Origin of the sequence: Vibrio splendidus, assembly GCF_002873455.1 — a bacterium.
GTDB classification, from domain to species: Bacteria; Pseudomonadota; Gammaproteobacteria; order Enterobacterales; family Vibrionaceae; genus Vibrio; species Vibrio splendidus_J.
On sequence record NZ_MCUN01000054.1, the window covers coordinates 437875 to 453465 of the forward strand.

Genomic DNA, 15591 nt, shown 5'->3' on the forward strand with positions numbered 1-15591 from the left:
ATACCCTCTATGAGGGTATTCTTTCTCTATTTTACCCACGGTAGTTCTCTTTCAGAGTATAAGTGCTTATATTCATCCAAACGTCCATTCAGTGCTTTTTCCCATGCCTCAAGCCCTAGTCGTTTTTCATCGATGTACTCATACATATCATAGTGTCTACCAGAGACATCATTAATTGCGTGTCCCTGTATTCGATCTCGATGTTCTTTAGAAATCTTGATTTCCCCGCCTAGGGTTTTTACTGTTCTACGAAAATCTTTAGCGATAAACTGCCGAATACTTGTCTTTCTTTTGTAAGTTAAAAGAGCCTGGGCGATGGTATTAGTTGGCATGTGCTCGTTTGAGTTTGTTTTTTTAAAAAAAACAAATGGACTAGTATCACGAGTTTGCTCTTTAATATCGTTGAGTATCTCTATTGCTGAATCCGTCAAGGGAACTATATGGTTCTTTTTCTTTTTTTGGTCATGTTCACTGATGAGTACGGTTCGTTGAGTAAAATCTATATTAGACCATTTGATAGTAACTACTTCGTGTGGACGCTGCCCGCCCAGATGAAAACAAAGCCTTAGTACCTGCCGTGTTTGATACGCAAAGTTCAAATCACTATATCGATGCTTCATGTCATACAACAGTTGGGTTACTTCTTCCCAAGATAGGTAGTGTGAGCCTATTGTCTCAGGCTGTTTAGGGATATTTGATATAGGGTTGTTTTTAATTGCGAACTTTGTCCCTCTTTTTCGAAATTTTGGGTTATTTTCGAACCCTAGAGCAAAGTTAAATGCAGCATGAAGAATAGAGCGGATTTTATTACTTTTATCATCAAATCCGTCTTCAATCGGGATTGATAATATGTCTAGAAAATCTTCTGTTTCAAAGTCTCTCGCTTTTCTATGTATATCGAGGTGAGGGAATACATTTTTCTCTATCAATTGATATTCGTCCTCGTAACTGCGATTTCCTATGTCTTTTTTGTTTTGTCTATGGAACTCGATAAGCTGTTCAAAAGTCCCTAATGCATTGTTCGCTTTTTCCTTTTGCTCTCGCTCTTTAGAGCGCTTCTCAAGTTCACCTTTGGGATCTAATCCTTGAGAGATCATAGCGCTGTATTCTTTAGCTAGCTCACGAGCTTGAGATAGGGTGAGGGCAGGGAACTTGCCCAGGGTGATAAAGACCTCTTTTTTCTCTTTGTGGTATTTGAACTTGAAAATCTTAGAGTTAGCGGGAGTTACTTGAACCGTTAAGCGTCCAGTGCCGCGCTCACCTGTATTATCAGGTTTGTAATAGGCAGTCTTTTTGGCAGGTAGTGCTTTGATTTGATTTACAGTTAACATGTTAGTCACCTTGCATTCCCCGCTACTTGTTAAAATTCGTAGTCGGCTACGTAGTCGGGTTAGTGTTTGATGCAGTGTAGCTAAATGTAACTATAAGTGATAGGATTATTCTATGTGGTTCTTGTAAGGTGTTGATTTTGATGGATTGTGTGACTTTGGGGAATTTAATGTAATAATATGACCGCATCCCTTCTAAGGAGGTGGTCGAAGGTTCGAATCCTTCAGGGCGTACCACTATTTAAAGAAACCCGATAACTCCCTGAGTTGTCGGGTTTTTTGCATTTCTACCATATTAAAAGTACTTTTATTAAAGCGCCACTCATTTTCCCTCGTTATTCATTTCATTCGGCTTATGTAATAGAAAGTTAAAATTGTTCGTTTTTTGGGGTTTACATAATTTGGTAATAAAGCCACTATGAATTCACGAAGAATAGACAAGTAAAGCTATTAGCCGGTTGGTTTAGGAATCAAACCTTCTGAGTGATGGCTGATTTAGAGGAAGTAATGGCAGGAAACAGTATCGGACAACATTTCCGCGTGACTACGTTCGGAGAAAGTCACGGTATCGCACTAGGATGTATCGTAGATGGGTGCCCACCAGGATTAGAAATTACCGAAGCAGACCTTCAAAGAGATTTGGATCGTCGTCGCCCAGGTACTTCTCGTTATACAACGGCTCGCCGTGAAGCGGATGAAGTAAAGATTTTATCAGGTGTATTTGAAGGCCAAACTACGGGCACTTCTATTGGTCTATTGATTGAAAATACAGACCAACGCTCTAAAGACTATTCCGAAATTAAAGACAAATTCCGCCCTGGTCATGCTGACTATACGTACCATCAAAAGTACGGTGTACGTGATTACCGTGGCGGCGGTCGCTCTTCAGCTCGTGAAACTGCAATGCGTGTTGCTGCGGGTGCAATTGCGAAGAAATACCTGAAACAAGAATTTGGTGTTGAAATCCAAGCTTACCTTTCTCAAATGGGTGATATCTCAATTGATAAAGTGGATTGGAATGAGATCGAAAACAACGCTTTCTTCTGTCCTGATGCCGACAAAGTACCTGAATTTGACCAACTGATTCGTGACTTGCTAAAAGAAGGCAACTCGATCGGTGCGAAGATTCAAGTAGTTGCGACTAAAGTGCCTGTGGGCCTTGGTGAACCAATCTTTGATCGTTTAGATGCAGACATCGCGCACGCTCTAATGAGCATCAATGCCGTAAAAGGTGTTGAGATTGGTGATGGCTTTGATGTGGTTAATCAGCGTGGTAGTGAACACCGTGATCCATTAACTCCAGAAGGCTTCAGCAGCAACCATGCTGGCGGTATCTTAGGTGGTATATCTACGGGACAAGATATTGTGGCAAGCATTGCGCTTAAACCAACATCAAGCATTACTGTTCCTGGTGATACGATCACTAAAGACGGTGAAGCAACGCAGCTAATCACTAAAGGTCGTCACGATCCATGTGTGGGTATCCGTGCGGTGCCTATTGCAGAAGCGATGCTGGCTATCGTGCTACTTGATCACTTGTTACGTCACCGTGGTCAAAACTTTGGTGTGACAACAGAAACGCCAAAAATCTAGTTCTGCTTCGTTTTATTCAGAACAGACTTGAAACTGATTTGATAGAAACAAAAAAGGGTTGCTTCGTAATGAAGCAACCCTTTTTATATTCTGTTTATCTGAGCATATCTAATGGACAGAGCTTTCAGGATCAAGCTGGAACGAAGGTAAGCGCCATTTGAATCGTACGGCCGCCATACGCAGCAAGTAACCTACCACAAGCGTAACAATTGTCGCTGTTACGTCGTTAATGCCAAGCTCAAGCAAACCTAGGTATAAACCTGAAGCGACAAGTGCGACAGATGCATAAAGCTCTTCATGCAGAACCAATGGCGTTTGACGGCAGATAAGGTCGCGTAGCAGGCCACCAAACACGCCAGTCACTAATGCAGACACCATACAAATCATTGGGTGCAGACCCATGGTCATCGCCACTTTAGTGCCAATGATGCTGAACACGATAAGACCTAGAGCATCTAAACGAATGAACAAGCCTTTTAGCTTGATTACCCATTTAGCCAGTCCTGTTGTGATAACACCCGCGATACAGGTGATCGCCAGATATTGTGGGTTTTCAACCCAACCTAAAGGGTAATGGCCGAGTAAGATATCTCGTACTGTACCGCCACCAATTGCCGTTGCACTTGCAACCAACATTACACCAAACCAATCCATTTTTTGTTTGCCAGCACTGAGAGCGCCGGTCATGGCTTCTGCCGTGATGCCAATGATATACAAAACACTTAGTAGCATTGCTGTAGCTCTATAATTTAGGTCTATAAATTAGAGTCTATAAATTAGAGTCTTATAGGCCATAGGGATATAAAAATGAAGCGCGAGTGTAGTAGTAAAAACGCTGGTTGACGAATGAATATTTGTACCGTGAATAGGCATTTCAGATTAGCTAAACTAATCATTCACCTCAAAATGGTGTAATCTGGGATCAGCAATCGATTGTCACCGTAAAGTATTATGATGAACCTAATGTCATTGCCCGTGATAGGGCTTTACCGAGCGCTTAAAAAAACGCAAAATGCCCCAGTTCTTTTTATTTAAATTTGATCTTATGACGCACCAATACCCAGATATCATCGACATTTTCAATCAAACCTTTTTCGAGAGCTTTAATACCAAGCTAGAACTGGGAGCGGACGAGCCTATTTACCTGCCAGCCGATGGGGAGGTTTCTCATCACCGTATCGTATTCGCTCGCGGCTTTTACGCGTCAGCACTTCACGAGATAGCACACTGGTGTGTGGCTGGTCCTGAGCGTCGTTTATTGGAAGATTTTGGTTACTGGTATGAGCCTGATGGCCGAACTGAGTCGGTTCAAGCTGAGTTTGAAAAAGTAGAAATTCGCCCACAAGCGTATGAATGGATCATTGCGACCAGTGCAGGCTTTCCTTTTAATGTCAGCTGTGACAATCTACACGGCGATTTTGAGCCAGATCGTTTGGCCTTTATGAATAAAGTACACAGCGAAGTCATGGGTATCTTTGAAGCTGGTCTTCCGCCTCGCGTGAAAATGCTCTCTGAAGCATTACGCAGCTTCTATGATGTTGCACCTTTATGTACTAGCCAATTTATTGTGAAATAAGAGAATATTATGATTATCGAATTTGAAGAAAAACTACTTGAAGTAATTGATGCTCGCATTGAAAACGCATCAGACGATGAACTGTTTGCAGGTGGTTACTTACGTGGTCATATTTCTCTTTCAGTGGCTTCATGTGAAGAAGACGGCATTGAAGACGTAGCCGAAGTAAAAGCTCGCATTGAGAAGAGCTTAGATGACGCTCGCTCTGAACTGACGCCAGCAGACCGCACGATCGTCAATGACCTTTGGGTTGAGCTACAAAACCAAGCTTAATCGCTAGCTATTTATCATTATTCGCTCACTACTCTCCTTCCTCATTTTTGAGCGCACCAATAATTTGAGACTCATTCGAAATTTTTGAATGAGTCCGTTCAATCCTTGTGATGGTTCCATTTTCTGACTACGTTATTCTAATCCCACTTAACGGAATCACAGAAAGGTCACATCATGAAAGTTATCGCATTCGGCGCAAGCACCAGCTCTACCTCTATCAACAAAACTCTAGCAACTTACGCAGCTAACTTGATTGAAGGTGCTGAAGTCAAAGTTTTAAACATCAACGACTACAACGTTCCTATGTTCAGTGAAGACACTGAAAAAGAGATTGGCCAAGCGGAAGGCGCTCAAGCTTTTTTGCGTGACCTAGCAGAAGCGGACGCATTTGTTATCTCTTTCGCTGAGCACAACGGCCACTATCCTGCGGCGTACAAAAACCTATTTGACTGGGCGACACGCATTGAACGTTCAGTGTTTGGTGAGAAGCCTGCGGTTTACCTAGCGACATCACCAGGCCCAGGTGGCGCACAAACAGTACTTGGCGCAGCGACAGCTTCGGCTCCGTACTTTGGTGGCAACGTTAAAGCATCGCTTTCAGTGCCTAGCTTCTACGATAACTTTGATTTTGAGTCAGGTTCCATTAGCAACGAAGAGATTGCCGCTCAAATTAAAGACGCGATTGCTAAGCTGTAAAAGCGGAAAGTAAAGCGAATAGCTGCAAAGTAGCAAGCTGATGTAAAGTTACGAGCCGCTGCAAAGTAACGTACTGCTCTAGAATATGAAGCCGCGACGTAAACAAGATTAGAAAAACAAAGCCCGAGCATTGAGAGATGCTCGGGCTTTTTTGTGGGTCGTACTAGGTCATGTTGGCCTTTCGCTGCAAAAATTAGCTCGTAAGATCAACACGGCCGAATACTTATTTGAATATTTAGACCTAGTTTAGAATCGACTATTCCGCACTGGCTTGTTTCGTTGAAACCCAACCTTCTGTTAACGCTTTGCCTTTACGTAATCTTCTAATCCACATTCGACTTGGATGAATGGCTTCGAGCACATCAACCGGAAGAGGTAGAGGATCGCCACAAATTTGTGAGGCTAAGACTTCTGCTAAAAGAGGAGTAGAGCTCAAACCACGCGAACCTAAACCGATAAAGCAGAACAAGTTCGGATAGCTGGTAACAGGTTCGATACTGTCGATAGCGTCACGCTGCGGATTAAAGTTGTGCAGATTCTGATATTGCTCTTTGATGGATTCAAAATTACCAACATTACCGACGAATGGTAGGTGATCTCGACTTACACTGCGAATACCTTGGCGCGCTAAGTTGCCACTGGTATCGACATCTTTGGTCCACGCTTGATCCGGCAACGAGCCGTTTAAGCGCTCGCCATTATGTTGTTGAACCTCAATATCAAATTCTTGGTCGATATTGGTTTTATCGTAATTTGCGCCAATACAGTGGTGGCCGTTATTTGGATTTTGTGGCGTTAAGTAACCATCAAAACACAACACAGTTTTTAGCTGGCTGAGATTTTCTGTGGTCGGGATATGACTCACTTGCCCTTTAACTGGCGTCAGAGGTACAGGGCGAGTTTGTTCAAATTGGGTGAACTTGTGTCCATTCGCGACAACCACCTGGTCGTGCTTGGTTTTAATCTCACCTTGAGGTGTCTCAATCGTCAGCAACCATTGCTGCTCTGCTTCTAACCATTCAAGTTGCGTAACTTGGTGTTGATAGTGTGCGCTTACTCGGTTGGTCTCTTCTAACTTACCAATCAAACCTTGAGTAAGCTGAAGAGGGCTTAACCAACCACCCAGAGGGAAGTAAACACTCTCTTTATCAACAGGTAAGCCAATCTTTTCGTTCGCTTGTTCAGGCGTTAAGCGCTGAATCAAGTCTGTGTGGAAATTGCCTTCCAACATACGGTTGAGCTTTTTGGTTGAACCTTCATCCCACATCAAGATATTCACGCCACACCAGTTGTGATCGAAGTTTACTGATTGTGCTGCTTGATTAATAAATTGGCGGGCAAACAATAAGCCCGGACCAAATATTCTTGAGACATTCGATGTCGCTTCGCTGAGTAGCGGATAAATGGCACCTTGATTGTTGCCAGAGGCATTTCCAGCGGCTTGTTGGTGTTCACAATAAAGCGTGATGTCTTTACCGCGTCGGCTTAACGTTTTTGCGAGCGCAGCGCTGGCAACACCACCACCGATAATGGCGATATCTTGTGAATCACTGTGTTGAGCTAGGCCATACCAAGGTTTAATGTTGGTGTGAGCGTGCTTTTCGTCAAGGCGACCTGCAATCATTTCCCGCTTAGTACCAAAGCCTTTAACTTTTTTCATTGCAAAGCCGGCTTCGATTAAACCGCGTCGAACAAAGCCGGCAGCGGTAAACGTTGCACAGCTGCAATCTTGTTTTGCCAGTTTGGCCATGCCGTTGAATAGGTTTTGATTCCACATTTCAGGGTTCTTACTTGGCGCAAAGCCATCTAAGAACCAAGCGTCAACCAAACCTTCCTGCGGGGTCGGCACGTTTGGCATACAATCTTTAATATCACCAAACCATAAATCGAGAGTGATCGCGCCATCGCCCAACACAATGCGGTGACATTCAGGCAGAGCAATCGGATAGTGTTCTTGGAGTTGCGTCGCATACTGGGCTAATTCTGGCCAAGATTGGTGCGCTTTGATCAGATCATCTTTATTTAAAGGATATTTTTCAAAACTGATGAAATGTAACTCTTTGGTCATAGCTTGTGGGTTATCTTTAAGAAAAGCATCGAACCATTGCCAGACTGCGAGAAAGTTTAAACCTGTACCAAAACCGGTTTCAGCAATCACAAAACGGCGTTGTTGATGTTCAACCCAACGCTCTGGAAGGTGGTTTTGTTTTAAAAAGACGTAGCGAGTTTCTTCTAAACCGTTAACATTAGAGAAGTAAACGTCGTCAAATTGGTCTGAAACTGGCGTGCCAGACTCATTCCATTCCAGTTCTGCATTAGTAATTGAAGTCATAAAATCTATCATTTTGTGATTTGAAGCGATATGTTGGTAGGGATTGTACGAATTTCTAGGAAAGCTGACCACTTTTGTTAGGCTTCTTAGTTATCATCTAGCTGAATTTAGAATTATAGGAATGTCACATGAAACGAGTCGTAATCACCGGTATGGGTATTGTTTCAAGTATCGGTAACAACGTCGAAGAAGTTTTAGCATCACTGAAAGAGGGTAAATCAGGTATTACCGCTTCAGAGCAGTTCAAGGAAAATGGCTTGCGCTCTCAAGTTTGGGGTAACCTGAAAATGAACCCTGCTGACCATATCGATCGCAAAAAAATGCGCTTTATGGGTGATGCAGCGGCATTCGCTTATCTTTCAATGGAGCAAGCAATTGCTGACTCTGGTTTAACTGAAGACCAAGTATCTAATGACCGCACAGGTATCGTTGCGGGTTCAGGTGGTGCTTCATCTCTAAACCAAGTTAACGCTGTAGACATCATCCGTGAAAAAGGCGTTAAGCGCGTTGGTCCATACATGGTTCCACGTACAATGGCTTCTACGGTTTCTGCTTGTCTTGCTACACCATTCAAAATCCGTGGCGTGAACTACTCTATGAGTTCTGCATGTGCGACATCTGCACACTGTATTGGTCACGCAATGGAGCTTATCCAACTGGGTAAACAAGACGTTGTATTCGCTGGTGGCGGTGAAGAACTGGATTGGTCTCTGACTATGATGTTCGACGCAATGGGCGCACTTTCTACTAAGTACAACGACACTCCAGAATTGGCTTCTCGTACCTACGATGCAGACCGTGACGGTTTCGTTATCTCTGGTGGCGGCGGCATGCTAGTTATCGAAGAACTTGAGCACGCTGTTGCTCGTGGCGCAAAAATCTACGGCGAGATCGTGGGTTACGGCGCAACTTCAGATGGCTACGACATGGTTGCTCCTTCTGGCGAAGGCGCGGTTCGTTGTATGAAGATGGCAATGCAAAACGTTGATGGCGTTGACTACGTGAACACTCACGGTACTTCAACTCCTGTTGGTGACGTTAAAGAACTTGGTGCAATCCAAGAAGTCTTTGGCGGCAACAGCCCTGCAATCTCAGCAACTAAAGCGATGACAGGTCACGCTCTAGGTGCAGCTGGTGTACACGAAGCAATTTACTCAACACTAATGCTTGATAACGGCTTTATCGCACCAAGCATTAACGTTGCAAACCTAGACGAAGCAGGCGCAGGCCTAGACATCGTAACGGAAGCTCGTGAACAAGAGCTAACAACGGTTATGTCTAACAGCTTTGGTTTCGGTGGTACGAACGCAACGCTAGTAATCAAAAAATACCAAGGCTAATTGAAGCCAAGGTTAAATTAATAAAAGGTTAATCGTTAATGGGTGACGTGAGTGCAGATTCAACACGCACAGGTCACCCAGTAATCATGACCATCAGAACATAGCTTTTATAAATATGGTTTTAAGCGTGTTTTTAAACCCTAGCTTTGTAAGCTTCGCTTTAGAAAATAGCTTTTTAAATCAAGATTTAAAAGTTGAAAGGTTTCCAGAGCTTGATCAGTAGTGACTTTGGTTAGTACTGGTTGAACAGACGCAAGACTCTGTCTCCTGGAGAGCGAGATAGGATCCTTTTGTTCTGGATGTTTGCCCGATTGTTTATTCAATCGGGCATTTTTCGTTTTAGTCTTCTGACTTTTGCTTTTTGATTTTAGATATTGGCTCATATTTCTGTTCTTGTATGTGCAGGCTCGGCGATTCAGCCCTTTATTTATAATGTATTCCAATTGCGACTCGACACCGTGTGTGGAATTTTGCACAATCATTTCAATTCACATTTAAGGTCGACAGACCCCAACGAAAGTACCTTCCCAATGAAAATCTTAATCGATGAAAATATGCCTTATGCTGAAGCGCTTTTTAGCCAGCTAGGTGAAGTGACAATGAAGTCCGGTCGAACGCTAACCGCTGACGATCTTGTTGACGTAGATGCTCTGATGATTCGCTCCGTGACTAAGGTCAATGAAGCGCTGATCAGCAAAGCGAACAAGCTTAAGTTTGTTGGAACCGCAACGGCTGGTATGGATCACGTTGACCAAGAATTGATGAAAGAGCGTGGCATTTTCTTTACTGCGGCGCCTGGCTGTAACAAGGTGGGTGTGGCTGAGTATGCCTTCAGCGCAATGATGGTGCTTGCGCAGCAACAAGGTTTCTCTGTATTCGAAAAAACGGTCGGTATTATCGGCTGTGGCCAAGTGGGTAGCTATTTAGCGAAGTGCCTTGAAGGTATTGGCATTAAAGTCTTGCTGAACGATCCTCTCAAACTACAAGAGGGTGATACTCGTGAGTTTACAGAATTAGAGACACTGCTTGAGCAATCGGATGTAATCACTCTGCATACGCCAATCACTAAGACGGGTGAGTTTCCAACGCACCACTTAATCAATGAGCAAGTACTGAACAGCTTACGCGCTGATCAAATTCTGATCAATGCGGCTCGTGGCCCTGTTGTTGATAACCAAGCGCTAAAAGCTCGTCTGCAAAAAGCTGACGGTTTCACTGCCGTTCTTGACGTGTTTGAGTTTGAACCTGAAGTCGATTTTGAGCTGCTTCCACTGCTTGCTTTTGCAACTCCTCACGTAGCGGGCTACGGTTTAGAGGGTAAAGCACGTGGTACCACGATGATCTTCAACAGTTATTGCGAGTTTTTAGGTACTGAACAGCGTGCTTATGCAAGCGATCTTCTGCCGACAGCCCCAGTGCCTCAAATGAAATTAGATAGAGCTTGGGATGAAGCAACACTGCACAATTTGACTCAGTTGATCTATGATGTGCGCAAAGACGACGCCTTATTCCGTCGCAATATCTCTACGCCGGGTTCTTTTGACAAGATGCGTAAAGAATATTGGGACCGTAGAGAGTACAGTGCAGTCGAGTTAACGGGCGATGAATCTTGTAATTTAACGCCGTTATCTAAACTCGGTTTTATGGTAAAGCCAACTTTATAAAAGAGAGAAACAATGAGCCAAGAATTTAATATTGCTATTTTAGGTGCGACTGGTGCGGTTGGTGAAACCATTCTTGAAGTACTTAAAGAGCGTAAATTCCCTGTCGGTGAAATGCACTTACTAGCAAGTGAACGTAGTGAAGGCAAAACTTCCCGTTTTAACGGCAAAACAATACAAGTACAAAACGTAGAAGACTTCGATTGGTCTCAAGTACATATTGCGTTTTTCTCTGCAGGTAGCGAGCTTTCAGAACGTTGGGCTCCAATCGCCGCTGACGAAGGTGTGGTTGTTATCGATAACACATCACGTTTCCGTTATGAATACGATGTTCCTCTGGTTGTGCCAGAAGTGAACCCTGAAGCGATTGCTGAGTTCCGTAACCGCAACATCATCGCGAACCCTAACTGTTCTACTATTCAGATGGTAGTAGCACTTAAACCTATTCACGATGAAGTAGGTCTTGAGCGTATTAACGTTTCTACTTACCAATCTGTGTCTGGTGCAGGTAAGCCGGGTATCGATGAGCTAGCAGGCCAAACCGCTAAGCTTCTTAACGGCATGCCAGCTGACAAGTCAGCATTCTCACAGCAGATCGCGTTCAACTGTATTCCTCAGATTGATGAATTTACAGAGAACGGCTACACACGTGAAGAAATGAAGATGGTTTGGGAAACTCAGAAAATCTTTGCTGATTCGTCAATCACGGTGAACCCGACTTGTGTTCGTGTTCCTGTGTTCTACGGTCACGCTGAATCTCTACACGTTGAAACTCGCGCGCCAATCGGTGCAGAGCAAGTTATTCAGCTTCTAGAGAACACGGAAGGTGTTGAAGTATTTCAAGCTTTAGACTTCCCAACTCAGGTTCGTGATGCTGGTGGTAAAGACCACGTAATGGTTGGTCGTATTCGTAACGATATTAGCCATCACAGCGGTGTGAACATGTGGGTAGTAGCTGATAACGTACGTAAAGGCGCAGCAACGAACGCAGTTCAAATCGCTGAAGTTTTGATTCGCGATTACTTCTAAGCTTCATTGCTTTGATTATCAAGCCTCACTCTTTAGTGGGGCTTTTTTAATCGATTGAAAATATTGTTAGTCAAATTGTGTGAAATTGCTGCGAATATTGTTGCTGCAACACATTTTTTGTTTTCATCTCTATAGTTTTACGTCATTTATCCGATATATTTAATAGATCATCACTTTTCCGAATTTAAGCACCTAGCTGAGCCTTTTATGTTTCAATTTTTCAAGCCGTGGTTAATGCCTTTTGCCTTTATCATTGCGACTCAGATTTCCGTTGTTCGTGCAGATTCCATTCGAGTTGTAGGGCCTAATGGCCAGATACAATCAGCGCCTACGTTTTCAGAACCTCTTCAAAGAGCGCAATTGAATAGCGCTGAGCCTTCTCGTTTCTATGGCCCAACTCGTGGCTCTGAAACGCTATGGTCTATTGCTTCAAGGTTACGCCCTGATAACTCCGTTTCAGTCCAACAAACGTTGTTGGCGATTTATCGCTTAAACCCACAAGCATTTGAAAACCAGAATATCCATAGCCTGCTGCCTGCCAGTAATTTACGTGTGCCTTCTTTAGAGCAAGCACGTGCAAGTTCGACGCAGCAAGCCATCAACATCATGAACTCGCACCTTGCTAAGCTTGATGCTCCTGCGACAAAGCCTACCGCCTCAAAACCTAAAGTAGCGCAAAGTCGACCAGATGTAGCGCCTAAAAATGCACAACCCAAAGCCAAGGCTAGCGAACCTAAAGTTGTCGAAAAATCGATAATTGGTAATCAAGAGGTAGTGAGTAACAAGCCGCTAACGGGTGCTAAGGAAATGAACCACCTTGAGAAGCAGTTAGAGCTTTCAGAAACTGAGTTACTGTCACTTGAAGAAAAAAATCACCAACTTCGTTTGATGTTGTCGAATGTTCAATTGGAAGTGGATGAGCTAAAAACAGAGCTTAGTGATGAAGACCGCATTCGTAGTGAAGTGGAAAAGCTGCTTGATGAAGAACGTAGAAAGAACGCCGAAATTGAAAAAATGGCACCAAGTGCCATGGATGAACTGTTATCTAATGGCTGGTTAGTTGCGGCTCTTGCGATTATTCCGGGTCTTCTACTTGGCTTGATCATCGTGATGTTGATTGGCCGTCGTTCTAAAAATGAAGAACAACAGCAAACCACTCAAGAGCAACCGATTCAGCCTGAACCAAGCAGCGTCGCGCCTATTACATTGGGCGACGAGATGGACGACCTTAATGAGCTGTCTTTAGACGATGATTTGTTTGGCTCTGAAGATGATGCCAACAAGTTGTTTGACGACCAAGCTCTTGCTGAAGAAGACGATGTATTTGCAGGATTGGATGAATCTGATCTCGATTTCAATCTCGACGGTGAAGATGATGACCCATTTGCGAGCATTGGCGAAAATGGTGATTTAGACACTAACTTTGATGATCTGGACTTGGACAGCAGCAATGGCATCAGTGTTAATGGTGAAGAGAAAGCGCTTGGTCTTGAAGAGATGGAGCGCGCGCTCGATAAAAGCGCAGAAAGCGCACTTGATACCGATGAAGTCGATTTTGATCTCTCAGATGATAACGCAATGTCTGCTGATGACATTGAAGCACTGCTATCTAAAGAATCCGAGACTGAAGATTTAGGCTCTAACGAATTAGACCAGTCTTTATTAGATGATCTGTTTTCTCTCGATGACGAAGATGATGATAGCTTCGACATCGATGCTTTGATTTCGGAAGAGCAAAATGATTCTACTTCTCGTGTCGACACATCAATAACCGATGATTTTGATATCGATGCGCTTATCTCAGAACAACAAAGCGATGCTACGCCTTCGGACATAAGCAATGACGACTTTGATATTGATGCTCTGATCTCTGAACAACAGACAACTCAATCTGCAGCTCCTAGTGTAGAGGATGATATTGATGACATCTTTGCTCAGGTTACCGCTCAGAACGAGCAAGCGAATGATCCTTTCAACCTCGATAGCGACGATGAGATAGCGACGAACCTAAACAATGGTTTGGCGTCTGATGATGATATCGAAAACATCCTGTCTCAGTTTGATAAGCCAATCGTTGATGAAGAGACTCAAGACAGCGTTGACCTGCTTGATGAGCAGTTGGAAGGGGATGACGTTGACCTAAGTAACTCGACCGACCTCCTTGATGACATGCTGGGCGATGAATCGGATGATGAATCTGAAAGTGAGCCTTTAGGTTTTGATGCCTTATCCGAACTTGAAGAGCTTTCTGGTTTATCGACTGATGATGAGCTAAACATTGCAGAAGACAGCACGGAAACTTTGGATGAATTAATCGGAGATTCTGATGATGACTTCGAACTCGACGCAGAGAGCACCGACTTACTTGATGATTTCCTTGATAGTGAACTATCGGATGATGCGCTTTCAGCGGACCAAGCCGATTCACCAAAATCGGAATCTTTAGACCCGTTTGATGATTTACTGACAAGTGGCATTGAAGACGAGCTTGAATCAGAAGAGCAGACGTTTGATAAAGAGCTAGATGCTACCTTTGGTTCTGATAAAGCCGGCGACGACCTTATCAAGGATTCAGATGTTGAACATACTCAATTAACGTCAGAGCCTTCTGAAGCCGAGCTTGAGCAAATAACGGACATTACTGAAACACCACAACCTGAACTTGTTGGTGATGCTTCATTAGATTCGGAACTGATTCAAGACGGTGCTGATGTTAAGCCAGAAAATGATGAAGCCTTTAATCGTGATGACTTTATCGATGACTTGTTTGGTGTAGCGCCTGCAACGGATGCGTTGCTTGATGACGCACTAGAAACAACAGATGAAGCATTGATTGATGAGTTGATGACTTCTGATGACAGCGATTCGTTGCAAGCTACTGAAGAGTCAGCTGAAGCATCAATCGAAAGTGCTTTGGAGCCAGAACAAACGTCCCTTTCTGATAGTCATGAATTATCACCAGAAGAAGCGGTGTCGTCTGTTAAAGATGATGAACTGGATATTGACTCGTTGCTCTCTGAGAATTCTGACTTTGACAAACCAGTTTTTGAAGAGCCGACTCAAGAAGACACTGAGCAACAAGAATTAGAACCGAAAGAAGCCGACGTACAAGATCAGCGTGAAGACATCGCTGCGAGTACTGAAGATCAAGCTTTGCCGTCGTCTTTAAATGATATCTCTGAAGACGATGAAGAAACGGTAGAAGATTGGTTAGCCGAAGCCATTGATGATGTTGAATCTCCTGCGAATATAGACTCTGATTTTGACTTTGAACCGAAAATTCAAGGTAGCGATGAACTTGAAAATATCGTTGAATCCTTGCCAGAGCCAGAGCCAGAGCCAGAGCCAGAGCCAGAGCCAGAGCCAGAGCCAGAGCCAGAGCCAGTCCGTGCTGCACATATGCCAGAAATCATTCCAAATGAGTTCGGTGTACCAGAAGACAATGATTGGCTGATTGGAGACGATACAGCTAAAGAAGATGCGTTGGCGGAAGCGGACGCTGAAGCTGATGTTGAAGTAATACCAGACCCAGTTACTCCTGCTGTTGAACCTCAACTAGACGCTGAACCTAAAGCAGAAACGGCACCGAAAATTGAAGCTACGGAACAAGCTGAAGTTCCAGGACAAGACAGCGAAGAAGAGTTCTCGTTTGATGACTTCGAACTTCCTGAGTTTAATGAAGAAGACGCATTGGCAGAAGCCGATGCTGAAGCTGATGTTGAAGTAATACCAGAACCAATTGCTCCTGCTGTTGATTCTCAAC

Annotated in this window: 12 protein-coding genes; 8 read left to right on the forward strand and 4 right to left on the reverse strand. The window is 43.8% G+C overall.

Annotated features, from left to right (window positions below; translation table 11 throughout):
* Positions 1-26 precede the first annotated feature (26 nt).
* Positions 27-1331, reverse strand: a complete 1305-nt coding sequence (locus tag BCU75_RS24115; protein ID WP_102475302.1) for a tyrosine-type recombinase/integrase — start codon at positions 1329-1331, stop codon at positions 27-29.
* 504 nt (positions 1332-1835) lie between these two features.
* Between BCU75_RS24115 and aroC the strand changes: the two genes are divergently transcribed.
* Complete coding sequence (gene aroC / locus BCU75_RS24125) at positions 1836-2921, forward strand: chorismate synthase (RefSeq protein WP_004734182.1); 1086 nt, start codon at positions 1836-1838, stop codon at positions 2919-2921.
* A gap of 108 nt (positions 2922-3029) precedes the next feature.
* Here the strand turns inward: aroC and BCU75_RS24130 are convergent, their stop codons facing one another.
* Positions 3030-3653, reverse strand: a complete 624-nt coding sequence (locus BCU75_RS24130) for a trimeric intracellular cation channel family protein (RefSeq protein ID WP_004734183.1) — start codon at positions 3651-3653, stop codon at positions 3030-3032.
* A 313-nt stretch (positions 3654-3966) separates the two neighbouring features.
* On the opposite strand from BCU75_RS24130, the gene BCU75_RS24135 reads away from it, so the two are divergent.
* From BCU75_RS24135 to BCU75_RS24145, 3 genes are all read left to right on the forward strand, one after another.
* Positions 3967-4497: an elongation factor P hydroxylase gene (locus tag BCU75_RS24135; protein WP_017079495.1), complete on the forward strand. Its 531-nt coding sequence runs from the start codon at positions 3967-3969 to the stop codon at positions 4495-4497.
* A gap of 9 nt (positions 4498-4506) precedes the next feature.
* Positions 4507-4770: a YfcL family protein gene (locus BCU75_RS24140; protein ID WP_102475303.1), complete on the forward strand. Its 264-nt coding sequence runs from the start codon at positions 4507-4509 to the stop codon at positions 4768-4770.
* Positions 4771-4944: 174 nt separating this feature from the next.
* Entirely contained in the window at positions 4945-5466 is a 522-nt protein-coding gene (locus BCU75_RS24145; protein WP_102475304.1) for an NADPH-dependent FMN reductase, read from the forward strand.
* A 256-nt stretch (positions 5467-5722) separates the two neighbouring features.
* Here the strand turns inward: BCU75_RS24145 and mnmC are convergent, their stop codons facing one another.
* Entirely contained in the window at positions 5723-7798 is a 2076-nt protein-coding gene (gene mnmC, locus BCU75_RS24150) for a bifunctional tRNA (5-methylaminomethyl-2-thiouridine)(34)-methyltransferase MnmD/FAD-dependent 5-carboxymethylaminomethyl-2-thiouridine(34) oxidoreductase MnmC (protein WP_102475305.1), read from the reverse strand.
* Between the two features lie 128 nt (positions 7799-7926).
* Between mnmC and fabB the strand changes: the two genes are divergently transcribed.
* A complete protein-coding gene (gene fabB / locus BCU75_RS24155; protein ID WP_010436883.1) occupies positions 7927-9138 on the forward strand; it encodes a beta-ketoacyl-ACP synthase I in 1212 nt (403 codons plus the stop codon).
* 140 nt (positions 9139-9278) lie between these two features.
* Here the strand turns inward: fabB and BCU75_RS24650 are convergent, their stop codons facing one another.
* Positions 9279-9620, reverse strand: coding sequence for a hypothetical protein (locus BCU75_RS24650; RefSeq protein WP_102475306.1), 342 nt, complete (start codon positions 9618-9620; stop codon positions 9279-9281).
* Between the two features lie 48 nt (positions 9621-9668).
* On the opposite strand from BCU75_RS24650, the gene BCU75_RS24165 reads away from it, so the two are divergent.
* The 3 genes from BCU75_RS24165 to BCU75_RS24175 form a co-directional block, all read left to right on the forward strand.
* Entirely contained in the window at positions 9669-10802 is a 1134-nt protein-coding gene (locus tag BCU75_RS24165) for a 4-phosphoerythronate dehydrogenase (protein ID WP_102475307.1), read from the forward strand.
* A 12-nt stretch (positions 10803-10814) separates the two neighbouring features.
* Positions 10815-11828: an aspartate-semialdehyde dehydrogenase gene (locus BCU75_RS24170; protein ID WP_076674391.1), complete on the forward strand. Its 1014-nt coding sequence runs from the start codon at positions 10815-10817 to the stop codon at positions 11826-11828.
* A 207-nt stretch (positions 11829-12035) separates the two neighbouring features.
* On the forward strand, positions 12036-15591 hold a 3556-nt coding region (locus BCU75_RS24175), incomplete at its 3' end, for a FimV/HubP family polar landmark protein (protein WP_102475308.1).